This is a genomic window from Cellulosimicrobium sp. NPDC055967 (assembly GCF_042269845.1).
Taxonomy (GTDB): Bacteria; Actinomycetota; Actinomycetes; order Actinomycetales; family Cellulomonadaceae; genus Cellulosimicrobium.
The window spans coordinates 4,204-27,362 of record NZ_JBHJYJ010000025.1; the positions used below are offsets into that span (position 1 = coordinate 4,204).

The 23,159-nt window shown below is 75.7% G+C and carries 22 protein-coding genes; 3 read left to right on the forward strand and 19 right to left on the reverse strand.

Going from position 1 to position 23,159, the window contains the following annotated elements; genetic code table 11:
• Positions 1–175: 175 nt before the first annotated feature.
• From ACFC2L_RS19635 to ACFC2L_RS19720, 18 genes are all read right to left on the reverse strand, one after another.
• Positions 176–511, reverse strand: a complete 336-nt coding sequence (locus ACFC2L_RS19635) for an Lsr2 family protein (RefSeq protein WP_253052582.1) — start codon at positions 509–511, stop codon at positions 176–178.
• 175 nt (positions 512–686) lie between these two features.
• Positions 687–866, reverse strand: coding sequence for a hypothetical protein (locus tag ACFC2L_RS19640; RefSeq protein ID WP_375826026.1), 180 nt, complete (start codon positions 864–866; stop codon positions 687–689).
• Between the two features lie 26 nt (positions 867–892).
• A complete protein-coding gene (lysS, locus tag ACFC2L_RS19645) occupies positions 893–2,428 on the reverse strand; it encodes a lysine--tRNA ligase (protein ID WP_375826027.1) in 1,536 nt (511 codons plus the stop codon).
• A 122-nt stretch (positions 2,429–2,550) separates the two neighbouring features.
• Entirely contained in the window at positions 2,551–3,507 is a 957-nt protein-coding gene (gene nadC / locus ACFC2L_RS19650; protein WP_375826043.1) for a carboxylating nicotinate-nucleotide diphosphorylase, read from the reverse strand.
• 140 nt (positions 3,508–3,647) lie between these two features.
• Positions 3,648–5,363 (reverse strand): L-aspartate oxidase, encoded by a 1,716-nt coding sequence (locus tag ACFC2L_RS19655; protein ID WP_375826028.1) that lies wholly within the window; start codon positions 5,361–5,363, stop codon positions 3,648–3,650.
• A complete protein-coding gene (panD, locus tag ACFC2L_RS19660) occupies positions 5,360–5,827 on the reverse strand; it encodes an aspartate 1-decarboxylase (RefSeq protein ID WP_375826044.1) in 468 nt (155 codons plus the stop codon). Before panD ends, ACFC2L_RS19655 begins: the two co-directional genes overlap by 4 nt.
• Before the next feature lie 53 nt (positions 5,828–5,880).
• A complete protein-coding gene (gene panC / locus ACFC2L_RS19665) occupies positions 5,881–6,900 on the reverse strand; it encodes a pantoate--beta-alanine ligase (protein ID WP_375826029.1) in 1,020 nt (339 codons plus the stop codon).
• Complete coding sequence (locus tag ACFC2L_RS19670; RefSeq protein ID WP_375826030.1) at positions 6,897–7,904, reverse strand: Rossmann-like and DUF2520 domain-containing protein; 1,008 nt, start codon at positions 7,902–7,904, stop codon at positions 6,897–6,899. The genes panC and ACFC2L_RS19670 overlap by 4 nt, the downstream gene beginning before the upstream one ends.
• On the reverse strand, positions 7,901–9,511 hold the full coding sequence (locus tag ACFC2L_RS19675) for a PH domain-containing protein (protein ID WP_375826031.1): 1,611 nt from the start codon (positions 9,509–9,511) through the stop codon (positions 7,901–7,903). The genes ACFC2L_RS19670 and ACFC2L_RS19675 overlap by 4 nt, the downstream gene beginning before the upstream one ends.
• Complete coding sequence (locus ACFC2L_RS19680; RefSeq protein ID WP_375826032.1) at positions 9,508–10,026, reverse strand: PH domain-containing protein; 519 nt, start codon at positions 10,024–10,026, stop codon at positions 9,508–9,510. The genes ACFC2L_RS19675 and ACFC2L_RS19680 overlap by 4 nt, the downstream gene beginning before the upstream one ends.
• 71 nt (positions 10,027–10,097) lie before the next feature.
• Positions 10,098–10,607, reverse strand: coding sequence for a DUF3180 domain-containing protein (locus ACFC2L_RS19685; RefSeq protein ID WP_375826033.1), 510 nt, complete (start codon positions 10,605–10,607; stop codon positions 10,098–10,100).
• Positions 10,607–13,288: a 2-amino-4-hydroxy-6-hydroxymethyldihydropteridine diphosphokinase gene (gene folK / locus ACFC2L_RS19690; protein ID WP_375826034.1), complete on the reverse strand. Its 2,682-nt coding sequence runs from the start codon at positions 13,286–13,288 to the stop codon at positions 10,607–10,609. Before folK ends, ACFC2L_RS19685 begins: the two co-directional genes overlap by 1 nt.
• A gap of 128 nt (positions 13,289–13,416) precedes the next feature.
• On the reverse strand, positions 13,417–14,295 hold the full coding sequence (folP, locus tag ACFC2L_RS19695) for a dihydropteroate synthase (RefSeq protein WP_375826045.1): 879 nt from the start codon (positions 14,293–14,295) through the stop codon (positions 13,417–13,419).
• A 64-nt stretch (positions 14,296–14,359) separates the two neighbouring features.
• The gene (gene folE / locus ACFC2L_RS19700; RefSeq protein WP_375826035.1) at positions 14,360–15,007 is read right to left on the reverse strand and encodes a GTP cyclohydrolase I FolE; all 648 of its coding nucleotides are present in this window, start codon (positions 15,005–15,007) and stop codon (positions 14,360–14,362) included.
• Positions 15,007–17,109, reverse strand: a complete 2,103-nt coding sequence (ftsH, locus tag ACFC2L_RS19705) for an ATP-dependent zinc metalloprotease FtsH (RefSeq protein ID WP_375826036.1) — start codon at positions 17,107–17,109, stop codon at positions 15,007–15,009. The genes folE and ftsH overlap by 1 nt, the downstream gene beginning before the upstream one ends.
• Before the next feature lie 201 nt (positions 17,110–17,310).
• Positions 17,311–17,865 (reverse strand): hypoxanthine phosphoribosyltransferase, encoded by a 555-nt coding sequence (gene hpt, locus ACFC2L_RS19710; protein ID WP_047233909.1) that lies wholly within the window; start codon positions 17,863–17,865, stop codon positions 17,311–17,313.
• Positions 17,866–17,870: 5 nt separating this feature from the next.
• Entirely contained in the window at positions 17,871–18,992 is a 1,122-nt protein-coding gene (gene tilS, locus ACFC2L_RS19715) for a tRNA lysidine(34) synthetase TilS (protein ID WP_375826037.1), read from the reverse strand.
• A gap of 4 nt (positions 18,993–18,996) precedes the next feature.
• A complete protein-coding gene (locus tag ACFC2L_RS19720; protein ID WP_375826038.1) occupies positions 18,997–20,190 on the reverse strand; it encodes a zinc-dependent metalloprotease in 1,194 nt (397 codons plus the stop codon).
• 81 nt (positions 20,191–20,271) lie between these two features.
• Between ACFC2L_RS19720 and vapB the strand changes: the two genes are divergently transcribed.
• On the forward strand, positions 20,272–20,505 hold the full coding sequence (gene vapB / locus ACFC2L_RS19725; RefSeq protein WP_375826039.1) for a type II toxin-antitoxin system VapB family antitoxin: 234 nt from the start codon (positions 20,272–20,274) through the stop codon (positions 20,503–20,505).
• Positions 20,502–20,924, forward strand: coding sequence for a type II toxin-antitoxin system VapC family toxin (locus ACFC2L_RS19730; RefSeq protein ID WP_375826040.1), 423 nt, complete (start codon positions 20,502–20,504; stop codon positions 20,922–20,924). The genes vapB and ACFC2L_RS19730 overlap by 4 nt, the downstream gene beginning before the upstream one ends.
• Positions 20,925–20,934: 10 nt before the next feature.
• On the opposite strand, the gene dacB is transcribed toward ACFC2L_RS19730, so the two are convergent.
• On the reverse strand, positions 20,935–22,443 hold the full coding sequence (gene dacB / locus ACFC2L_RS19735) for a D-alanyl-D-alanine carboxypeptidase/D-alanyl-D-alanine-endopeptidase (protein WP_375826041.1): 1,509 nt from the start codon (positions 22,441–22,443) through the stop codon (positions 20,935–20,937).
• A 159-nt stretch (positions 22,444–22,602) separates the two neighbouring features.
• Here dacB and ACFC2L_RS19740 point away from each other — a divergent pair, with 159 nt between their 5' ends.
• Positions 22,603–23,106 (forward strand): inorganic diphosphatase, encoded by a 504-nt coding sequence (locus ACFC2L_RS19740; RefSeq protein ID WP_034655165.1) that lies wholly within the window; start codon positions 22,603–22,605, stop codon positions 23,104–23,106.
• The last annotated feature ends 53 nt before the right edge of the window (positions 23,107–23,159 follow it).

Below are 23,159 nucleotides of genomic sequence, written 5' to 3' on the forward strand. Positions count from 1 at the left end.
CGGGCTGGTCGCGCGGCGTGTTCCTCGACCTCGCGGTCGCGTACTCGAGCGCCGCGGGCGTGCAGAGGACCCGCGGTGCGCGCACCCCGGCCCGGGCGCGGGACGCCGTCGGGCGCGGGGCGCCCGGCGGCGGGGGGGCGCGGGCGGGCCGCCCCGGGCTCGGTGCGGCGTGGCGTCAGTGCGCCGCGTCGTACGCCGTCTGGATCTCCTGGGAGATGCGGCCGCGGTCGTTGACCGTGTAGCCGTTGGCGCGTGCCCACTCGCGGACCTCCGTCGCGCGGGCCGATCCGGCGGAGCGGCTGCTGCGGCGCGCGGGGCGGGCCGTGCTCGTGCGGGACGAGACCTTGCGCGCGTTACCGACCCACGACGCGAAGGCGTCGCGCAGCTCCTGCGCATTCTTGGTGCTGAGGTCGATCTCGTAGGAGACGCCGTCGAGTGCGAACGTGACGGTCTCGTCGGCCGCGCCCCCGTCGAGATCGTCGACGAGAATTACCTGGACTTTCTGGGCCACTGTGGTTACCTCACGCTTCACAGGAATGATTGTCCTCGTCAGGATGCCATCGAAAAGTCGGGACCGTCAATTGGCCACGCCGTTGTCCGGCGCGCGTCGCCCCGGCACGGCGCCCACCATTCCTGGACGCGGGTACAGCATTTTCTCGCTCTTTGCGCGCGGCGCCGGGCGGGAATCAGGAGTCGCGCGAGGCCGTGGCATTCCCGTCGGCGGCCGACTCCTGTTCCGCGTCGAGGCGCGCGAGCGCGGCGCGCTCGTTGCGGTCGGCGCGCACGATCGCGCGCATCGCGACGTAGAAGAGCACGCCGACGCCGATCGAGGGGATCAGCGCCGCGACGGTGGGCCAGATGTCCATGCTGTCGATCCTTGGTCTCGGCCGCGCTACTGCGCGGGCTTCACGAGCGGGAAGAGGATGGTCTCGCGGATGCCGAGGCCGGTGAGCGCCATGAGCAGCCGGTCGATGCCCAGGCCCATGCCGCCCGACGGGGGCATCGCGTACTCCATCGCGGTGAGGAAGTCCTCGTCGATGCGCATGGCCTCCTCGTCGCCGGCGGCCGCGAGCAGCGCCTGCGCCTCGAAGCGCTGACGCTGGACCACCGGGTCCACCAGCTCGGAGTACGCCGTCGCGAGCTCCACGCCGCGCACGTAGAGGTCCCACTTCTCGACCTGGCCGCGCACCGCGCGGTGGTCGCGCGTGAGCGGGGAGGTCTCGACGGGGAAGTCGCGCACGAACGTCGGCGCGACGAGGTGGTCGCCCACCAGGTGCTCCCACAGTCCCTCGACGAGCTTGCCGTGGTTGACGTTCTTCGGGTCGAAGGTGAGCTCGAACTTGTCGGCGTACGTCAGCAGCGACTCGACCGGCGTCTCGGGCGTGATCGCCTCGCCCAGCGCGTCCGAGAGCGAGTCGTACATCTTCAGCTGCGTCCATTCGCCGCCGAGGTCGTATTCCGTGCCGTCGGCGAGCGTGACCAGGGTCTTCCCGAGCGCGTCCTGCGCGGCCCGCTGCACGAGGTTCTGGGTAAGCACCGCCATCGTGTCGTAGTCGCCGTAGGCCTCGTACGCCTCGAGCATCGCGAATTCCGGCGAGTGCGTGGAGTCCACTCCCTCGTTGCGGAAGTTGCGGTTGATCTCGAACACCTTCTCGACGCCGCCGACGGCCGCGCGCTTGAGGAACAGCTCGGGCGCGATACGCAGGAACAGGTCGATGTCGAACGCATTCATGTGCGTCTCGAACTGGCGCGCGGCCGCGCCTTCCGGACGCGTCTGGAGCATCGGCGTCTCGACCTCGACGAAACCTCGCTCCCAGAAGTTCTCGCGGATCGAGCGCACGACGGCGGCGCGCAGGCGCACCGTGTCCCGGGCGGCCGGGCGCGCGATGAGGTCCACGTAGCGCTGGCGCACGCGCGCCTCCTCCGAGAGCTCCTTGTGGAGCACGGGAAGCGGTCGCAACGCCTTCGCGGCGATCTGCCACGCGTCCGCGAAGACGCTCAGCTCGCCACGGCGCGAGCTGATGACGCGGCCGTGCGCGAAGAGGTGGTCGCCCAGGTCGACGTCCGCCTTGAACGACGCGAGCGACTCCTCGCCCACGACGGCCTGGCTGAGCATGACCTGCAGGCGGTTGCCCTCGCCGTCCTGGAGCGTGGCGAAGCAGAGCTTGCCGGTGTTGCGCAGGAACACGACGCGGCCGGCCACGCCGACCTCGTCCTGCGTCTCCTCGCCGGTCTCCAGGTGCGCGTACGCGGCCCGGACGTCGGCGATCGTGGTCGTGCGCGGGACGGAGACGGGGTACGGCTCGTCGCCGCGCGCGAGGATCCGCTCGCGCTTCTCGCGGCGGACCTGTATCTGCTCCGGCACGTCGTCGACGTGCTCCTCGGGCTCGCGCACGTCAGGAGAGGGGGTTCCGGCGGGGGAGGTCACCCGAGGATTCTACCGACGCTCGCGCGCCGTCGAGGTAGAGGCGTGGTACCGCGAGGTAGAGGAGTGGTCATGACCAGGGCTCTACCTCGCGCTACCAGTGCTCTACCTCGCGGAACCGGGCTCTACCTCGGCGGGAGGGCGGGCAGGAGGTCGAGGGCGAGGTCGAGGATCGGGGCCGAGTGGGTGAGCGCGCCGACCGAGAGGTAGTCGACGCCCGTGCCCGCGACCTCGCGCGCGCGGTCGAGCGTGAGGTTGCCCGTCGCCTCGAGCGCGACCTTCGCCGGGACGCCGTCGCTCCCCTCGCGCGCCCGGACGGCAGCGACCGTCTCGGCGAGGACCGGGGTCGGCATGTTGTCGAGCAGCAGGAAGTCCGCGCCCGCAGAGACGGCCTCGAGCGCCTGGGCCGTCGTGTCGGCCTCGACCTGGACGAGCACGTCCGGGAACGTGCGGCGGATCGCGTCGATCGCGGCGCTCACCGACCCGGCGGCCACCACGTGGTTGTCCTTGACCATCGCGACGTCGTAGAGCCCCATGCGCTTGTTCGTCCCGCCCCCGGCGCGCACGGCGTACTTCTCGAGCGCGCGCAGGCCGGGCGTCGTCTTGCGCGTGTCCAGCACCTGCGCGCCCGTGCCGGCGAGCTCGCGCACCCACGCGCGCGTCGCCGTCGCGACGCCCGAGGCGCGGCTCGCGAGGTTGAGCAGCGTGCGCTCGGCGGTGAGGAGGACCTGGACCGGTCCCGTGAGCGCGGCGAGCACGCGGCCGTGGCCCACGGCCTCGCCGTCGGACGCGACGAACGTCACCTCGACGCGCGGGAGACCGAACCGCTCCGCGACCTGCCGCGTCACCTCCTCCACGACGACGAGCCCCGCCACGACCCCGTCCTCGCGCGCCACGAGGTGCGCGGTCCCGGTGGCCGACGGCGGCACGGTCGCCTGCGTCGTGACGTCGCGCCCGGGCGCGACGCCCAGGTCCTCGTCGAGCGCCCGCGCGACGGTCTCGGCGATCCAGGCGGGGTCGAGCCCCGGCTCGACGCGTGTCGGGACGGGCGGCGCTCCGTCGTCGGACGGAAGGGCGGGCACGGGCTCGGCAGGGCTGCTCACGGGCCCCACCGTAGTCGCCCGCGCGAGCGCCGAGCACGACCCTGCGCGCCGTCGAGAACGAGGTTGCTGTCGTTGTCCGGCGGATGACGACAGCAACCTCGTGCTCGGCGGCGGACCGGTCAGCGGACGCGCAGCGTCCCGTCGGCGTCGAGGGAGACGAGGATGCGGCGCTCCCATGCCGGGTCCGTGTCCGGGAAGTCGGTGCGGAAGTGGCCGCCGCGGCTCTCGGTGCGCAGCGCCGCCGCCGCGGTGAGGGCGGTCGCGACCTGGTGCACGTTCGTCGTCTCCCACTCCGCGGCCTGCGGCCGCGCGACGACGTCGCTCGCCTCGTGCGCGTCCGTGCGGACCGCGGCGAGCCGGGCCGCGGCGGCGGCGAGGCCGTCGCCGTCGCGGATCACGCCGGGACCGGCCGAGGCGATCGCCTGGATGCGCGAGCGCGCCGCGGCCGCGACGAGCGCCGACGGTCCGGGGCGCCCGACGGGCTCGACCTGCTCGAGCTCGCCCGCCGCGACGCGCTCGGTGATCTGGCGCGCCGCGCGGTGCGCGAAGACGAGCCCCTCGAGCAGCGAGTTGGACGCGAGCCGGTTGGCGCCGTGCACGCCGGTGCACGCGACCTCGCCGATCGCGTACAGCCCGTCGACGGTCGACCGCCCGTGCAGGTCCGTCACGACCCCACCCGAGTGGTAGTGCTGAGCGGGTGCCACGGGGACCGGCTCCTCGGTCCAGTCGAGACCGTTCTCCGCGAGCCGCTCCGTGATCGTGGGGAAGCGCGAGCGCAGGAAGTCGGCGCCGAGGTGGCGCGCGTCGAGCAGCACGTGGTCCGACCCCGTCGCGGCCATCTGCCGCACGATCGCGTGCGCGACGACGTCGCGCGGCGCGAGCTCCGCCATGGGGTGCTGCGCGGGCATGAACCGGTGGCCGTCGGTGTCGAGCAGGATCGCGCCCTCGCCGCGCACGGCCTCGGAGATGAGCGGGAGCTGGCCCTTCGCGCCGAGCCCGAGCCAGAGGACGGTCGGGTGGAACTGGACGAACTCGAGGTCGCCGAGCGTCGCACCCGCGCGCAGCGCCGCGGCGATGCCGTCGCCCGTCGCCTGCGGCGGGTTGGTCGAGGAGCGGAACACCTGCCCCACTCCCCCGGTCGCGAGCACGACCGCGCGCGCCAGCACCGCCCCGACGCCGTCGCGCGTGCCCTCGCCGCGCACGTGGAGCGTGACCCCGCACGCGCGCGGGTCACGGTCGTCCGGCCCGCCAGCAGCTGACGGTCCCGTGAGGACGTCTAGCACGAGCGCGTTCTCGATGACCTCGATGCCCGGGTCGGCGCGGACCGCCTCGAGCTGCGCGACGAGCGCGCGCGAGATCTCGGCCCCGGTCGCGTCGCCGCCCGCGTGCGCGATGCGGTCCGCGTGGTGGCCGCCCTCGCGCGTCAGCGCGATGTCGCCGTTCTCGGCCAGGTCGAAGTTCGCGCCGCGCGCGACGAGCTCGCGCACGCGCGCCGGGCCCTCGGTGACGAGCACCTCCACGGCGGCCGGGTCGCACACGCCGCCGCCCGCGACGAGCGTGTCCGCGAGGTGCGCCTCGGGCGAGTCCTCGGGGTCGAGCGCCGCGGCGATGCCACCCTGCGCCCACACCGTCGAGCCCGACGACAGCTCGCCCTTCGTCACGAGCAGGACGCGCGGCACGCGCGTGCGCAGCTCGAGCGCCGCGGTGAGGCCCGCGATGCCGGAGCCCACGACGACGACGTCCGTCGTCGTCGTCCAGCCCGGTGCCGGGGCGGCGAGGGTCCGGGCGAGCGCCCGGACGCGCACGGGCGCCGGGGACCCCTCGCGTCCGCTCACGCGGGGCGCACCACGGGCGCGTCGCCGCCGGCTGCGCCCGCGCCGCCCCCGCCGCGGAACGGGGCGAACGGCAGGCCGCTCGCCTCGAGGCCGTGACCGGCGGGCACGAGGCCCGGCTCGTCCGAGAGCTCGACGATCCGGTTCTGCTCGTCCACGAAGACGACGTTCGGCAGGTAGGTGCGCGCGTCGGCGTCGTCGAGCATGCCGTAGGCGATGAGGATGACGACGTCGCCCGGCTTCACGAGGTGCGCGGCGGCGCCGTTGATGCACACCTGCCCGGCGCCGCGCTCACCCGGGATGACGTACGTCGTCAGCCGTGCGCCGTTGGTGACGTCCACGACGTCGACCTGCTGGCCGGGGTAGAGGTCTGCGGCGTCGAGCAGGTCGGCGTCCACGGTGATCGAGCCGACGTAGTGCAGGTCGGCCTGCGTCACCGTCGCGCGGTGGATCTTGCCGATCATCATGGGGCGCTGCAGGGACGCCGGACGACGGTGCGGGCTCGGCGGGGTCGGCGCGGTCACGCGGTACCTCCAGGTGCGGGGGCACGGCCGGCGGGGTCGGCGGCCCGGGTCGCGGGCGGCGCGATCTCGACGGCCGCGTTGTCGATGAGACGGGTGGTGCCCACGCGTGCCGCGACCAGGAGGAGCCCGGGGCCGACGGCGCCGGGCGCCAGGTCCTCCACGGTAGCGGGATCGACGAGCACCACGTAATCCAGGTCAACGCCGTCGGCGGCGTCCAGGATTCCCCGCGCGGCGGCGAGGACGCTCCCGGCGTCGGCGCCCGCGGCGGCGGCGTCCCGACCGGCCTGCAGCGCGCGGCTCAGCGCGAGCGCCTCGTCCCGCTCGGCGGGCGACAGGTAGGCGTTGCGCGAGGAGCGCGCGAGGCCGTCCGCCTCGCGCACGGTGGGCACCGCGAGGATCTCCACGTCGAGGTCCAGGTCGGCGACCAGGCGCCGCACCGCGAGGAGCTGCTGCGCGTCCTTGGCACCGAACACCGCGACGTCGGGCCGCACGAGGTGGAGCAGCTTGAGCACGACCGTGAGCACGCCGTCGAAGTGCCCGGGCCGGGACGCGCCCTCCAGCACGGTCCCGATCCGGCCCGACGTCACGCGGACGATCGGGCCCGTCCCGCCCGTCGACGGCCCGAGGTCCGGGTACAGCTCCTCGACGGCGGGGGCGAACACCACGTCCACGGCGACGTCGGCACCGGCGGCCGTGAGGAGCGCGACGTCCGCCGCGACGTCGCGCGGGTAGCGCTCGAAGTCCTCGCCCGGGCCGAACTGGAGCGGGTTGACGAAGTCGGTGACCACGACCTGGCCGTGCGGCCCGACCTCGGCCCGCGCCCGGCGCACGAGCTCGAGGTGCCCGGCGTGCAGCGCGCCCATCGTCATGACGACGGCGCGGCGCGCGCCCGGGTGCCCGGCGGACCAGGCGTCGAGCGTCGCGCGGAGGTCGGCGCGGGTCGCGACGACGCGCGGGGTCGCGGTCAAGACGTCGGCCGGGGCGGCCGCGGCGTCCGGGTGGGGGGTGCTGGTCATGCCGTTCCTTCGTCGTCGTGCGGGGCGCCCGCCGGGTCGGAGGGTGCGGCGGGCTCGTCGGGGTCCGCGCGGAGCGCGTCGAGGAGCGCGCGGGCGGCCCCCTCGTCGAGGCGGCCGCCCGCGAGCGCCCGGTGGGTCGCGGCGCGGCTCAGTGCTCGGTACGACGGCGGCACGTCGGCCGCGTCGCTCGTCGCCGCGAGCGCGTCGAGGGCGGCCAGGTGCTCGCGGACGGTGCCGACGTCGCCGCGCACCACGGGACCGGTGAGGCCGAGGAGCGCGCCCGCGCCCGCGCCGGTCCCCGACTCGGCGCCCGCGTCGGCGCCGCGGGTCGCGCCGTCGAGCGCGGCGGCGAGCAGCGGCGCGAGCGCGCGGCCCGGCTGGTCGACGCCGGCGGCCTCGAGCGCCTGCGCCGCCTGCGCGACGAGCACGACGAGGTGGTTCGCGCCGTGCGCGAGGGCCGCGTGGTAGAGGCCGCGAGACTCCTCCGCCACGACGACGGGCTCCCCGCCGAGCTCGACGACGAGGGCCTGCCCGATCGGCAGCACGGGCCCCGGCGCGGTGACGGCGAACGTCGTGCCCTCGAGCCGCGCGAGGTCCAGCGACGTGCCCGTGAACGTCATGGCGGGGTGCAGCGCGAGCGGGATCGCGCCCGCGGCGCGGGCCGGGTCGAGCACGGCGGTCCCGTAGCGACCGGACGTGTGCACGACGATCTGTCCCGGTTGCCAGGCCCCCACGTCGGCGAGACCGCGGACGAGGTCGCCCAGGGCGTCGTCGGGCACGGCGAGGAGCACGAGCTCCGCGCGCTCCACGACCTGCGGGACCTCCAGCACCGGCACGCCGGGCAGGAGGGTCTCGATGCGCTCGCGCGACGCGTCGGACACGCCGCTCGCGCCGACGACCGCGTGGCCGGTGGCGCGCAGCGCGCTGCCGAGCACGGCGCCGACGCGGCCCGCGCCGACGACGCCCACGCCGAGGCGCCCGGGCCGCGAGCCCGTGGCGCTCACGGCTGCTCCCCGTCGCCGGCCCGCCGGTCGACGGCGGCCGTGCCGGGTGCCGCGCCGGGGTCGGGCGCGGAGGCGGGGACCAGGGGGACGTCGTCGCGACGCATCCACAGCTCCGGTCCGGCGTGCGCGCGGGCCTCGCGGGCGCGCTGGGCCTGGGTGTCGAGGAGCCGCGCGGCGTCGCCCGCGTCGAGGTGCCAGACCTTGGGCGAGACCGGGCCGGGCGTGGAGTGCACCGCGAACGTCGCGACGTCGAACCGGCGCTGCAGGGGGCCCTGCTCGAGCCCGAGCGACTGCGTGCGCTCGTGCGGCACGACGACGAGGCTGCGGAACACGCGCCCGCCGCGCAGCACGAGCGCGCGGTCGGTCACGGTGAAGCCGTTGCGCCGCCACGACACGAGGTCGAGCAGGCGCGCACGGCGCGGGGTCACGGTGAAGTGCTCGCCGGCGTCGAGGCCGGACAGGCCCTCGTCGAGGAGCGCGCGCGGGTCGGACGTGCCGAGGTCGGGCAGGACGAGCCACAGCGCGGCGAGCGCCTCGTCGCGCGTCCCGACGGGCAGGAGCACGCTCGTCGTGTCCGAGCCGTCGGAGCTCACGCCGTAGCCCGCCACGTTCACGTCGACCCGCCACCAGTCCGGCCCGCGCCAGAACGGGCCCTGCCGCAGCCGCACGGCCTGGACGCGGCCGGGCGGGATGGTCTGCGACCGGGTCTCCAGGAGGCCGTGCCGCAGGCGGATGCCGTCCGGCGAGATCGCCGAGCGGAAGCCGAACTCGCCCGAGAAACGGGAGAAGAGGAAGCCGCCGAACCCGAGGACCGCGGGCAGCGCGCTGAACAGCACCCCGATCTCGCGCGTGCCGATGACGACCCCGGCGATCCCCAGGACACCGAGGACGAGGCCGACCGTCGCGCCCGACCGCACGAGCGAGGCGACGAGCCGCCCCGGCCCGACCGCGGTGACCGGCTGCTCGGGCGCCTCGGGCGCGACCAGGAGCCCGTCGGCCGCCGGACCGGGTGCGGCCACCCCGGCGTCGGCCGTCGCGCCGGCCGGGCCACCGGCCGCCTGCTGTGTCCCGGTCGCGTCCGTCGCGGGGGCACCGGCCGGGCGCTCCCGCGCGACCCGCAGCCCCGCGGCGCGCGCGAGCAGGTCGTTGCGGAGCCGGTTGGCCTCCACCTCCTTGAGGAAGCCGAGCTTCACGCCGGAGTCCGCGCCCCCGGCGACCTCGAGCTTGAGCTCCGCGAGGCCGAAGAAGCGCGCGAGGAGCGGCTGCACGACGTCAACCGCCTGCAGACGGTCCAGCCGCGCCTTGCGCTGCTGCCGGAACAGCACGCCCGTGCGCAGGTGGACGGACTCGTCGTCGACCGCGTAGCTCGTCATGCGCCACGCCAGCGCCGAGTACCCCAGGCCCACCAGCCCGACCGCGAGGATGCCGAGCAGGATCATCCACCAGCGGTTCCCCTCGAGGAGGTTCTCCCCCTCGGGCAGCCCGTTGAGCGTCTGCTGCCCGACGACGACGAGCAGCACCGCGATGACCGTCCAGCCGCGCACGAGCGGGGTGACCGGGTGCACCCGGTGCCACACGAGGTCGTCGGTGGCCGGTGCTTCGCTCACAGGCCCGCCAGCCTCGCCTCGCCGCGCGACGCGAGGCGGTCGCGCAGGCGCTCCGCCTCGGCGGGCTCGAGACCGTCGATCGTCGCGTCGGTGGACGCCGACGCCGTGTGGAGCTGCACCTGCGCGATGCCGAGCTTGCGCGCGAGCGGCCCGGCCTGCACGTCGACGTACTGCATGCGGCCGTACGGCACGACCACGAGCTGGCGGAACATGATGCCGTGGCGGATCAGCAGGTCGTCGTCGCGCTCGGCGTACCCGATCGCGCGCACCTGGCGCGGGACGAGCACGAGCGCCCACAGCCCGAGGACCACGAGCACCCCGAGCACGAGCCACTGCCACCAGTGCGGGAAGAGGATCGCCAGCACGATCGCCGCGACGGCCGGCACCGCGAGCGTGATGCCCACCGACAGCAGGCGCGCGGTGATCAGCCGGGGCGACACGCGCGTCCACTCGATGCCGGGCGGGTCGAAGGGGCCGGTGCCGCGGGCGTCCAGGCCCCGTGCAGGGTCGGTCATGCGTCGATTCTCCCATCCCGTCCCGGTGCGCCCGGGTCGCGTGTCGCGCGTCACGCCCGCGCCCCGCGGCGTCAGGCGGGCGTGCTCGCGCCCGGCGTCTCCGGGTCCTCGCGCGTCGTCGAGCCCTCGCGGCCCTCGCCGCGGTCGTCGGGCGGGAGCTGGCAGAACCGCTCCGCCACGAGCCCGACCACGGCCAGCAGCACCGCGCACGCGACGGCGACGCCCGCCGCCACCGCGCGGTCGCGCTGCGCCTCGATCGAGAGGTCGGGCAGGGCGACGAGCACCTGCGCGCCGTACCAGCCCGCGAGCAGCGCACCCGTGAGCGCGGCGGCCTTGGCGAGCACGAACGTGCGGGCCGCGCGGATCGCGTCGAGCGAGGGCCGCTTGCCCCGCTGGTAGGCGCGGACGGTCCACCCGGCCCAGAACACCGCCCCGGCGAGCGCGACGACCGCGACGTCCACGATCCACGGCACCGCCGGCAGGTGCGTGCCGCGACCCTGGAGGAGCCGCACGACGAACCAGCCCACGACCGCCGTGGCGACCGCCACGAGCAGCAGGGTGCGGACCGAGGTGCGCCGCATCAGCGCTGGGCGTCGTGCGCGGGGCCCGAGACCGGCCCGAACGGCGGCCACGGGTCGCTCGCCGGGGGCAGCGACGCGTCGGCGAGCGGCCCGGGGGCCGACGCCTGGTTCGGCGCCTGGCCGGGAGGCTGGACCGGAGCGAACGGCACCGACCGGATCATGCCGTCGTCGACGGTGGCCGCCGGGTCGGCGGGGGCCGGCGCGTGCGGTGCGCCGACGGGCGGCGCCGCCGGGTGGACCGGGGCGAAGGTGGGGAACGCCGGGGCGCCGTGCTCAGCGGGCTGGGCGGCGTCCTGCACCGGGGGCTCCCGGTCGGGCAGGACCGCCGGGCGGTGCGACGGCCCGGGGAACGGCGCGACGCCCGGCAGCCCGTCCTCGTGCGCCCCGAACGAGCCGTCCGGGACGACCGTCGTGGACGACCCCTCGGCCGTGGGCACCACGCCCTCGGAGACCGGGGCGAAGACGGGCCGGACCACGGGGGCCTCTGCGGGGACCGCGGCCTGCGGCGGGAGCGCGGCCTGCGGCGGGGCGACGGGGAGCGCCGCGCCCGGGGCGGGGGGCTCCTGCGGCGGCACCGGCTGGGCGGGCGGCTGCTGCTGGGCCGGCGGTCGCTGGGGCAGAGGCTGCTGCGGCACCGCAGGGCGCTCGGGCAGCGCCTGGTGCGGGGCCTGCGCCGGGTGCGGGGCCTGCGCCGGGACGGGCGGGTGCTGCGGCCCGACCGGCGCGTGGGCGTCCGTCGGCGCCGGCTGCGCACCGACGGGCGTCGGCCCCGACGTCGACGGCGCGTCCTGCGGTCCGGTCGCGGCGTCCGCCGACGGCTGCCGGTACGGGTCGTCGACCACCGCGGGCTCTGCCGGCGCAGGGGTCGACGGGGCAGGGGCGGCGTCGGAGCCCCCGGTCGCGACCGGGACCGCCCCGGTGGGCTCGGGCGCGTCGGTCAGCCAGTCGAGCGCGAGCCACCGGATCCCGCCCCGGTCGGGCGCGGTCGCGGCGAGCGCGGCGACCGGTCCGCCACCGAGACCGGGCAGCACGGCGTCCGGGTCGATCTGCGACCAGGGCTCGAGCACGAACGCCCGCTCGTGGGCGCGCGGGTGCGGCAGCTCCAGGTCGTCCGCGACGGCCGTGAGCGTGCCGTACACGACGAGGTCCACGTCGAGGGTGCGCGGCCCCCAGCGCTCGTCGCGCACCCGGCCGTGCGCGTGCTCGACGGCCTGGCACGCGTGCAGCAGGTCGCGGGCCGAGAGGCGCGTGCGCGCGAGCAGCACGATGTTGAGGAAGTCGGGCTGGTCGGGACCGCCCACCGCCGCCGTCCGCGCGAGCGGCGACACCTCCGTGATCTCGAGCCCGGAGATCCGGTCGAGGTCGGTGATCGCGTCGCGCAGCGTCTGCTGCGCGTCGCCGAGGTTCGCCCCGAGGGCGAGCACCACCTCGACGAACCCGGCGGGGACGTCGTCCATGCGGTCGTGCTCGGCGGGCGGCGCCTCGTCCGCGGCACCCGGCCCGGCCGGCTCCTCGGGCGCCGCGGCCGGGGCGTCGGGCGACACCGCCGCGAGCGGCGCGGGGGCCTCGGCGTGCGGCGCGGACGTCGGCTCGGCGGGCTCGCGCTGCCCGGCGTGCTGCGCGGGCTCGTCGAACGGCGCGGGAGCAGGCGCCGCCTCCTGGCTCCGCTCCGGCAGGGGCGCGACGACCGCGTCGGCGCCCGGGTGCTCCGGCGCGACGGGCTCCACCCCGGCCGGGACGGCAGGGGCCGGCACCGGTGCGACGGGCGCGGCCGGCACCGGCTCCGGGGCCGGCGCGACGGGGGCCGGGGTGGCCTCGAGCAGCGCGTCGTACGGTGCCGGGCTCTGCTCGTCGGCCGGCCGGGCAGCGTAGGCGGGCTCCTCCGGGGCGGACACGGCGGGCGCCGGCTCGTCGACCACCACGGGCGCCTCCCGGGTCGCGTCGGACGCGTCGTCGAGGAGCGGGCTGTCGTCCACCGGTTCGTGCACTGCCTCGGGCACGTTCTCGAGCGCGGTCTCGTAGGCCGGGTCGTGCAGGTCCTCGTCCGCGGGCGACGGGACGTCGACCGGGACCGGCGTCGTGCCCGGCGGGATGCTCGGCGGCATGACGTCGGGCGCCGGGGCCAGCTCCACGCGCTCCTCGGCGACCGGGGTGTCCCCGACGCCGTGGATGAGCGCCGGGGCGACCGAGCCCACGGGGATCGGCCCGACGGGCGGCGCGTCCCGCAGGCCGTGCTGCTCGGACCGCCGGGCGAGCGGCCCGACGACCGGCACGACGACGCGGTCGCGGCGGATGACGACCTCGACGTCCTCGAACGGGACCGTGATCGGCGCCTGGGGCTTGTGCACGGCGACGTCGACCGCGACGACCTCGTCGTGGGTGAGGATCGTCGCGGCGATGCGCTCCGCCACCGTCTCGACGAGGTCGGCGGGCGAGCCCGCGAGGACGGCCACGACGTCCTCGGCGACGCCCGCGTAGCTGACGGTCTGGGCGAGGTCGTCCCCGCTCGCCGCCGCGCGCGTGTCCAGGTGGAGCACGACGTCGGCGCGGAAGAGCTGGCCCTCGGCCTTCTCGTGCTCGAAGACACCGTGGTGCCCCGTGGCGCTCAGGCCCGTGAGCCGGATCCGGTCGAACGGCCGTCCGTCCGCGTCGAGGACCGCTCCTGCGAACGCTGTGGTCACGTCGTGCTCCCGTCCGGTGCTCCGCCGCCGCCCGCCGGTCGGGCGGACGGACCTCTCGTCACCGTGTCTCGTTACGTGTGTCGTGCTGCGCCGGGCCGGCCGCGCCGCGGGGCCCGTCGCCCATCCTGCTAGGTCGTGGGCCGCGCCGTCGAGTCGCTTCCGGTCCTCGGTCGGTCGGTCCCGCCCGCGCCGGTCCCGTCCGGCGACCCCGCGCCCGCGCGCGACCAGGCGGCGGCGACCCGCACGGCGTCGGCCGACGCCCGGACGGTGTGGACCCGCACGCACCACGCTCCCGCGGCGGCGGCGAGCGTCGTGATCGCGGCGGTCGCGTCGTCGCGCAGCAGGGGCGGCACGGGCTGCCCGTCGGACCGCGCGAGGAGATGGCCCAGGAACCGCTTGCGGGACGCTCCGACGAGCACCGGCAGGCCGAGCTCCTCGAGCTCGCCGAGGCGGGCGAGCAGGGGCCAGTTGGACGACCCGGCCTTCGAGAACCCGAGGCCCGGGTCGAGGACGACCTGGTCGCGCCGCACCCCGGCCGCGCGCAGCGTCCCGACGCGGGCCGCGAGCTCGTCGCGCACGTCCGTCACGACGTCGTCGTAGTCCTCGAGGTCGTCCATCACGTCGGAGTGGCCGCGCCAGTGCATGCACACGTACGCGACCCCGGTGCGCGCGACGACGTCGGCCATCGCCGGGTCCGCGAGCCCGCCCGAGACGTCGTTGACGATCCGCGCCCCCGCCGCGACCGCGCGCTCGGCGACCACGGCCCGCGTCGTGTCGACGCTGACGACCGCGCCCTCCGCCGCGAGCGCGGAGATCACCGGCAGCACGCGCGCGAGCTCCGCCTCGACGGGGACCCGGCCGGCACCCGGCCGGGTCGACTCGCCGCCCACGTCGAGGATGTCGGCGCCCTCGCCCAGCAGCTCACGCCCGTGCGCGATCGCGGCGTCGGGCTCGTACCACTCGCCGCCGTCGGAGAACGAGTCCGGCGTGACGTTGACGACGCCCATGACGAGCGTCCGGCCCACGTCGGCCAGCTCCTCGAGCCCGGCGACCACGAAGCGGTCCACGGGACTAGCGCCCCAGGATGAGGCTCATCGCCTCGGCCCGCGTCGCGCCGTCACGCATCTGGCCCCGCACCGCCGACGTCACCGTGCGCGACCCCGGCTTGCGCACGCCGCGCATCGACATGCACAGGTGCTCGCACTCGACGACGACGATCGCGCCGCGCGGCTGCAGGTGCTCCACGAGCGCGTCGGCGATCTGCGACGTGAGGCGCTCCTGGACCTGCGGGCGGCGGGCGTAGACCTCGACGAGGCGTGCGAGCTTCGACAGGCCGGTGATGCGGCCGTCGACGTTGGGGATGTAGCCGATGTGCGCGACGCCGTGGAACGGCACGAGGTGGTGCTCGCACGTCGAGTACACCTCGATGTCCTTGACGAGCACCATCTCCTCGTGACCGAGGTCGAACGTCGTCGTGAGGACGTCCGCGGCCTCCTGGCGCAGGCCCGCGAAGATCTCGCGGTACGCGCGCGCCACGCGCGCAGGGGTGTCCCGCAGGCCCTCGCGGTCCGGGTCCTCCCCCACCGCGAGCAGCAGCTCGCGGACGGCGGCCTCGGCGCGCTCCTGGTCGTACGGGGGCACGTCCGCCGGGGCGCGCAGGTCCTCGGCCGAGCGGGCTCGGCTGATCGCGCCCGCGGGAGCGTCCGTAGGGGTGCCCATCAGTCCTGCCCCGGCTCGCGCACGTCGGTGACGTCGGCCGTGCCGTCGCGGCCGAGCGCCCGGTCGAGCGGGCTGTCCGCGGGGACCTCGCCGATGCGCTCGGGCGGCAGCTCGTCGTTCGCGGCCGCGGCCTCGTCCTGCGGGATCACCGGGGCGCCGTTCTGCGCCGCCTTCTCGGCGTCCGTGAGCACGGGCCCGCGCTGCGAGACGGCGCGCTGCTCGCTCGAGAGCCACACGTCGCGCGCGTCGCGCTTGACGACGGGCTCGAAGACGCGGGCGAGCTCCGCCTGGTTCAGCGTCTCCTTCTCCAGGAGCTCGAGGACGAGCGCGTCGAGCACGTCGCGGTACTGCGTGAGCACCTCCCACGCCTCGTCGTGCGCGGCCTCGACGAGCTTGCGCACCTCGTGGTCGACCGTGCCCGCGACGGACTCGGAGTAGTCGCGCGTGTGGCCCATGTCGCGGCCCATGAACGGTTCACCGGACCCGGTGCCCAGCTTGATGGCGCCCACGCGCTCGCTCATGCCGTACTCGGTGACCATCTTCTTGGCGATCGCCGTGGCCTTCTCGATGTCGTTCGAGGCGCCCGTCGTCGGGTCGTGGAAGACGAGCTCCTCGGCGACGCGCCCGCCCATGGCGTACGCGAGCTGGTCGAGCAGCTCGTTGCGCGTCGTGGAGTACTTGTCCTCGGTCGGCATGACCATCGTGTACCCGAGCGCGCGTCCGCGCGGCAGGATCGTCACCTTGGTGACGGGGTCCGTGTAGCGCATCGCCGCGGCGACGAGGGCGTGGCCGCCCTCGTGGTACGCCGTGATCTTCTGCTCCTTGACGTTCATGACGCGCGTGCGCTTCTGCGGGCCGGCCACGACGCGGTCGATCGCCTCGTCGAGCGCACGGTCGTCGATGAGCTGCGCGCCGCTGCGGGCCGTGAGGAGCGCGGCCTCGTTGAGCACGTTCGCGAGGTCGGCGCCGGTGAAGCCCGGCGTGCGGCGCGCGACGGCGGCGAGGTCGATCTCGGGGACGATCGGCTTGCCCTGCGCGTGGACGCGCAGGATCGCCTCGCGACCCTTGAGGTCGGGCGCCTCGACGGCGACCTGGCGGTCGAAGCGGCCCGGGCGCAGGAGCGCCGGGTCGAGGATGTCGGGGCGGTTGGTCGCCGCGATGAGGATGACGTTCGTCTTGACGTCGAAGCCGTCCATCTCGACGAGGAGCTGGTTGAGCGTCTGCTCGCGCTCGTCGTGACCGCCGCCCATGCCGGCGCCGCGGTGGCGGCCGACGGCGTCGATTTCGTCGACGAAGATGATCGCGGGCGAGTTCTCCTTGGCCTGGGTGAACAGGTCGCGGACGCGGCTCGCGCCGACGCCCACGAACATCTCGACGAAGTCCGAGCCGGAGATCGAGTAGAACGGCACGCCGGCCTCGCCGGCGACGGCGCGCGCGAGCAGCGTCTTGCCGGTCCCGGGCGGGCCGTAGAGCAGCACGCCCTTGGGGATCTTGGCCCCGACCGCCTGGAACTTGTCGGGCTCCGCGAGGAACTCCTTGATCTCGTGGAGCTCCTCGACGGCCTCGTCGGCGCCCGCGACGTCCGCGAACGTCACCTGCGGGGTGTCCTTGGAGACGAGCTTGGCGCGCGACTTGCCGAAGCCCATGACGCGCGAGCCGCCGCCCTGCATGCGCGAGAGCAGGAACCAGAACAGCACGCCGATGATGAGGAACGGGATGAGCAGGCCGAGCAGCGAGGACCAGAACGACGGCTGCGCGACCTCGGAGTTGTACCCGTCCTTCGGCTCCGCCTGGACGACCGCGTCGACCACGGCCTCGCCCTGCGGCTGGACGTAGTAGAACTCGACGTTCTTGCCCTTGTTCTCCTCGGTGTCCGTGCCCTCGTCGACCACGTAGTCGTCGGACAGCGTGAGGCGCACGCGCTGGTCGCCGTCCACGATGAGGGCCTGCTCGACCGTGTCTCCCGAGAGCAGCTCGAGGCCCTGGGACGTGTCGATGCGCTGGACCGTCGGGCGCGACAGCGTCGCGAAGGCGATCCACAGGATCACGAGGCCCAGGACGATCCAGACGATCGGCCCACTGAGAATCTTCTTGATGTTCATCGGCGACGGGGCGTGCGCCCCGGATCCCTCCGCTCGCGCAAGTGTTCGGGCTCGAAACTACACTCTGGACCTTGACGCCTGCTGGGGATCACGCCTCTGTTCGCCCAGGGCGTGGCCCACGTCGCCTGGGCGCGGGCGGCACGCCGCCCGGACGCGGGCGGTCGTCGCGCCCCCGTGGCCGGGGGCGCGCCCGCCTCCCGTTCAGCTCGAGTACACGTGCGGCGCGAGCGTCCCGACGAACGGCAGGTTGCGGTACTTCTCCGCGTAGTCGAGGCCGTAGCCGACGACGAACTCGTTCGGGATGTCGAACCCGACGTACCGGACGTCGACGTCGGTCTTCGCGGCGTCGGGCTTGCGCAGCATCGCCGCGATCTCGACCGACGCCGGCCCGCGCGAGCGCAGGTTCGACAGGAGCCAGGAGAGCGTGAGGCCCGAGTCGATGATGTCCTCGACGATGAGCACGTTGCGGCCCGTGAGGTCCGCGTCGAGGTCCTTGAGGATGCGCACGACGCCCGACGACTTGGTGCCCGACCCGTACGACGAGACGGCCATCCAGTCCATCTCGACGTGGCTGTGCAGGCGCCGCGCGAGGTCCGCCATGACCATGACGGCGCCCTTGAGGACGCCGACGAGCAGGAGGTCCTTGCCCGCGTAGTCGCGGTCGATCTGCGCCGCGATCTCGTCGAGCCGCGCTCCGAGCTGCTCCTCGGTGAGCAGGATGTTCTCGAGGTCGCCTGCGACGTCCGATGCTTCCACGGGGGTCACTCCTGAGGTGTGGGGGTCGGCGGGGGGATGCTGCGCCGGGGCGTCGTCTCCGGGCCCAGGGAAAGCCTGCCACACGCGCGCGCGGCCCTCAGGTCGCCCGGCAGGTGCACCGGGCCCTGGCCGCGCCACGCCGTGACGAGCGCGTCGAGCGCGTCGACGTGCACGGCGAAGAGGTCGCCCGCGGGGCAGCCCGCGCGCAGCGCCGCCGTCCGCAGCGCCCGACGCCGCAGGGCCGGGTGCGCGGTGGCGAGCGCCCCGGCGTCCAGCACCACGTCCTCGGCGCCCGACGCCGCAGGCTCGCCGACCGGGCCGCCCTCGCCGTCGTCCGGGGTCGCCACGAGGGCGGTCACGAGGAGGTCCGCGGCGAGCGCGTCGAGCAGGTCGGCGTCGTCGCGCAGCAGGTCCGCGGTGCGCGCGAGGGCCGGCACAGCCCCGGGGCCGAGCACCTCGACGAGCGCGGGCACGACGAGCGTCCGCACCTGCGAGCGCAGGGGCAGCGCCGTCGCGCCCGGCCGCGCCGCGTCGTCGCCCGGCGCCTGCAGGCCGTTCGTGGGGTCGTCCCACCACGCGAGCCCGAGCGTGCGGCACACGGCCTCGGTGTCCGCGCGCCGCAGCGCGAGGAACGGGCGCCGGTGGACGCCGCGTCGGGGCGCCATCCCGGCGAGCGAGCGGGCACCGGCCCCGCGGGCGAGACCGAGCAGCACCGTCTCCGCCTGGTCGTCGAGCGTGTGGCCCAGGAGGACCGCGGCCGCACCGTGCCGGGCGGCCGCCGCGTCGAGCGCGTCGTAGCGGGCCGCGCGCGCGGCGCCCTCCGGGCCGTCGCCCGACGCCGGGACGACGACGCGGCGCACCTCGACCGGGTCGAGCCCGAGGCCCCGGCAGCGCTCCGCGGCGTCCGCCGCGACGCCCGCGCTGCCGGCCTGGAGCCCGTGGTCCACGACGACGGCGCCCGCGCGCAGCCCGAGCCGGGGCGCGACGAACGCCGCGGCGGCCGCGAGCGCCGTCGAGTCGGCGCCTCCCGAGCACGCGACGAGCACGAGGTCGCCGCGGTCCAGGTCCCCGAGCGCGTCGCGCACGGCCCGGCGCGCGGCGGCGACGACGGGCGCCGGCCCGCCCACCGGCTCAGCCGTGGACGCGGCGCACCCAGGCGCGCGCGTCGGCGATCTCGCGGGCGGTCGGCAGGTTCTCGGGCGACGCCCACACGGCGTTGAACCCGTCGCGCCCGACCTCCTTCTCGACCGCGCGCACGAACGCCGCGCCGTCGCGGTACTGCGCGATCTTGGCGTCCATGCCGAGCACCCGACGCAGCACGACGTCGAGCCCGGAGCGCCCCTCGCCGTCGCGCCGCGCCTCGAACTTGCGGCGGATGCTGCGCACGGTCCGCACGGTGCGCGGCCCGACGGCGTCCATCGCCACGTCGGCGTGCCCCTCCAACAAGGCCATGACGGCCGTGACGTCGGCGAGGCGGTCCTGCTCCTCGGGCGTGAGGAGGCCGTCGACGAAGGTGCCGTCCTCGCCGCGCACGGCGTGGAGGACGGCGCGACCGACGGTGGCGAGCTTCTCGCGCAGCCGCGCCTCGGCGAGCCGGCGCGAGGACGCGGAGAGCTCGGTGAGGAGCGCGCTCGCCCGCGCGCGCAGGTGGTCCGCGAGCCACGGCGCGGCGGCGAACTGGAGCGCGTGCGTCTGCTCGTGCAGGCACACCCAGAGGCGGAAGTCGGCGGGCTCGAGGTCCAGCGCGCGCTCGACCTGGAGGACGTTCGGCGCCACCAGCACGAGCCGCCCGGGCGAGCCGGTGGCCGCGGGCGCCGGACCGCCGTCGGGCACGGGGCCGGGCGCGATGCCGGGCGCGGCCGCGGGGCCGCCCAGCCCGCTGTAGGGGTCGAACTGGCCGAGGACCCGGCTGGACAGGACCGCGAGGACCGACCCGACCTGCGCGGCCCCGACGAGCGCGGTCGCCTGCGGGACGCGCCCGCGGTCGCCGACGAGCGCGTCGGCCACGCCGTCGGTGAGCGACGCCATGATCTCGGTGTTGGCGCGCGCCCAGCGCGCGCGGTCCACGACGTACACGGTGCCCAACTCGGTCGTCGACCCGCCCGCGGCGGGACTCATGCGCGTCACGTCGAGCACGTGGGGCACGGCAGCCTGGGCCACGCTGCGCAGCCCCTCGACCAGGTCGGCGAGCTCGTCGCGCGACGCCTGGGGTCCCGGGCGCGCGAGCCGGCCCGCGATCTGCGCGGCGGCCGACCAGTCGACGATCGACGTGTCGCCGCGCGACGGGTCGCTGCCCGAACGGCCGTCCTGCTCGACGAGTGTCACCGTCTCACCGTATCCCGGGACCGGGGGTCGCGTGAGGGGTGGGGATATACTTCCCGGATATACGACCGAGGAGGCCCGCCGATGGTCCGCACGACGGTGTTCCGCAGCAACCGGACGCAGGCAGTCCGCCTGCCCAAGGCAGTCGCGCTGCCCGACGACGTCCGCGAGGTCGAGGTCCGGGCCGTCGGCAGGTCCCGGGTGATCACGCCGGCGGGCTCCGGCTGGGACGAGTGGTTCGACCACGGTCTCCGCGTCGCCGCCGACTTCCTCCCCGACCGTGACCAGGGGACCGCCGAGGAGCGCGATGCCCTGTGAGCACGCTCTACCTGCTGGACACCAACGTCCTGGTGGCTCTGCTCCGCGGGAACGGCTCGGCGGCGCGCCCGCGGCTACGGGGGGCAGAAGGGCGCATCGCGGTCTCGACGGTGAGCGAGATGGAGCTCGAGTACGGCATCGAGAGGTCGGACGCACCACATCGCAACCGTCAGGCGGTCGACGAGCTGCTGTCGCTCGTGGACGTGCTCCCCTTCGACGGTCTCGCGGCGATGCACGCCGGACGCGTCCGTGCCCTCCTCGCCGCCCGCGGCACGCCCATCGGGCCCTACGACGCCCTCCTCGCCGGGCACGCCCGGTCGCTCGGTCTCGTCATGGTGACGAACAACGTCCGCGAGTTCACTCGCGTCCCCGGTCTCGAGGTCGAGGACTGGCTCACGGAAGCGTCGGACGAACCGTGAGCGACACCGTTCAGGCGGCGCAGCCGCACTCCGCGAGCGACGCGACGAAGTCGTCGAAGATGAGGCGCGCGCCGTACGTGCCGCCGTCGGGGACGGCGTCGGCCATGAGGGAGAACACGAGGAGGCGGTCGTCCGCCGTGACGACCGTGCCCGCCAGCGACGTGACGTTCGGCAGGCTGCCGGTCTTGGCCCGCACGACGCCGCGACCCGCGTTCTCGAGGTAGCGCTCGCCGAGCGTCCCGGACAGTCCCGCGACCGGCAGCCCGACGGCGCCGGGCCGCAGCCGCGGGTGCTCCGGGTCGGCGAGCAGGCCGACGACCTCGTCGAGCTGCGCGGGCGTGACGACCGAGCCGTCGCCGAGGCCCGAGAGGTCGGCGAGCGTCGCGCCCGTGAGGTCGACCCCGAGCCCCTCGACGGCCGTGCGGACGGCCTGCGTCGCGCCCGCCGCCGAGCCGGGCAGCCCCGCGTCGATCGCGACGATCCGCCCCACGACCTCGGTGATGGTGTTGTCGGAGTGCTGCAGCAGGTACGCGACGACCTCGCTCAGCGGCGCGGACTCCACCTCGCCGATCGTCCGGCCGTCGTCGGGCGCCGGGGCGCGCACGACGTCGCCCGCCACGGTGACCCCCTGCTCGGCGAGCGCGGCGACGAACGCCTCCGCGGCGGACATCGCCGGGTCCTCGGCGCGCGGCGCGTACTCCTCGTCCTCGAGCCGCGCGATGTCGACGGCGAGCGCCGCGACCGGTGCCACGTACCCGTTGCGCACGCTCGCCGGGTCGACCGTCGGCGCGACCGCGGCGCCGGTGAAGAGCGTGTCGTCGAGGCGGAGCGCGACCGTCGTGCGGCCCGTGAGCCGGAGCTCGCCCGCGACCTGCGCGGCGAGGTCGCCGAGGCCCGCCCGGCCGTTGACCGCCGTCGGGTCCCCGGCGCCCGCGGCGAGCATCATGTCGCCGCCGCCCACGAGGTACACGGTCTCCTGTCCCTCGAGGACGGCGCGGGTCGGGAGGGTCGCGTGCGCACCGGGCGACGTGAGGGCGGCCGCCGCGGTGAAGGTCTTGAGCGTCGACGCCGGGACGTGGCCGACCGTGTCGCCGCTCGCGCCGAGCACGTCGCCCGTCGCCGCGTCGGTGACCAGGACGCCGACGCGCGGGCCGAGCCGCGTGTCGGCCGCGAGCGCGTCGGCGAGGCCCTGCACGCTGCCCGCGGCGGGGACGGGGGCCGCGGCGTCGAGGGTCGGCAGGCCGGCCACGAGCGGGGGCGCTGCGACGGCTCCCGGCGCCTCGGGGAAGGGGTTCGGCTCCGGGTACGGCTCCGCGGTCGTGAGCACGCCCGGAACGACGTCGTACGCGTCCGCCGCGACGTACCCGCCCGCGAGGACGAGCACGACACCGACGGCCACGCCCGTGCGCGCGCCCCAGCCCATGCGTCTCCCCCGGATCGGTCCGTCCGTCGCGTCCGCGCGCGTCTGCTCGGCACCGGCGGGGACCGGTGCCTCCACCGGGACGTCGGGTGCGGGCACGTGCGCATTATCACTCAGCCCGGGCGGCCGTGAGGCCTGTGGAAACCCTCCCGCGCGGACCGCACGTGTCACACTAGTTCCCGCACGACGGCGTGGTCCGTCGTCCACAGACCCAGCCACCGCCCGAGCGTCGCGGTGCCGGTACGACTGGAGGAAGCAGTGGAGTTCGACGTCACGATCGAGATCCCCAAGGGGCAGCGCAACAAGTACGAGGTGGACCACGCGACCGGTCGCATCCGCCTCGACCGCATGCTCTTCACCTCGACGCGGTACCCCGACGACTACGGGTTCATCGAGGGGACGCTCGGCGAGGACGGCGACCCGCTGGACGCGCTCGTCCTGCTCGAGGAGCCGACGTTCCCCGGCTGCCTGATCCGCTGCCGCGCGCTCGGCATGTTCCGCATGCGCGACGAGGCCGGCGGCGACGACAAGGTCCTCTGCGTCCCGACGGGCGACCAGCGCGCCGCGTGGCGCCAGGACATCGACGACGTCTCCGACTTCCACCGCCTGGAGATCCAGCACTTCTTCGAGGTCTACAAGGACCTCGAGCCCGGCAAGTCCGTCGAGGGCGCCCACTGGGTCGGCCGCGCGGACGCCGAGGCCGAGATCGAGCGCTCGCTGCAGCGCGCCATCGACTCCGGGTACCACACGCCGGGCCACTGACCCGCGTACCACCCGCACGCACGACGGCGGCCGCTCACCTCGCGAGGTGAGCG

Coding starts and splice junctions, on each gene's coding strand:
- ACFC2L_RS19685 (WP_375826033.1), bottom strand. CDS start 10,607: ATGCGGCGCACCTCGGTCCGCACCCTGCTGCTCGTGGCGGTCGCCACG.
- folP (WP_375826045.1), bottom strand. CDS start 14,295: ATGGGCGTCGTCAACGTCACGCCGGACTCGTTCTCCGACGGCGGCGAG.
- vapB (WP_375826039.1), top strand. CDS start 20,272: ATGGTCCGCACGACGGTGTTCCGCAGCAACCGGACGCAGGCAGTCCGC.
- ftsH (WP_375826036.1), bottom strand. CDS start 17,109: ATGAACATCAAGAAGATTCTCAGTGGGCCGATCGTCTGGATCGTCCTG.
- ACFC2L_RS19640 (WP_375826026.1), bottom strand. CDS start 866: ATGGACATCTGGCCCACCGTCGCGGCGCTGATCCCCTCGATCGGCGTC.
- folE (WP_375826035.1), bottom strand. CDS start 15,007: ATGGGCACCCCTACGGACGCTCCCGCGGGCGCGATCAGCCGAGCCCGC.
- ACFC2L_RS19680 (WP_375826032.1), bottom strand. CDS start 10,026: ATGACCGACCCTGCACGGGGCCTGGACGCCCGCGGCACCGGCCCCTTC.
- panD (WP_375826044.1), bottom strand. CDS start 5,827: ATGATGATCGGCAAGATCCACCGCGCGACGGTGACGCAGGCCGACCTG.
- panC (WP_375826029.1), bottom strand. CDS start 6,900: ATGACCAGCACCCCCCACCCGGACGCCGCGGCCGCCCCGGCCGACGTC.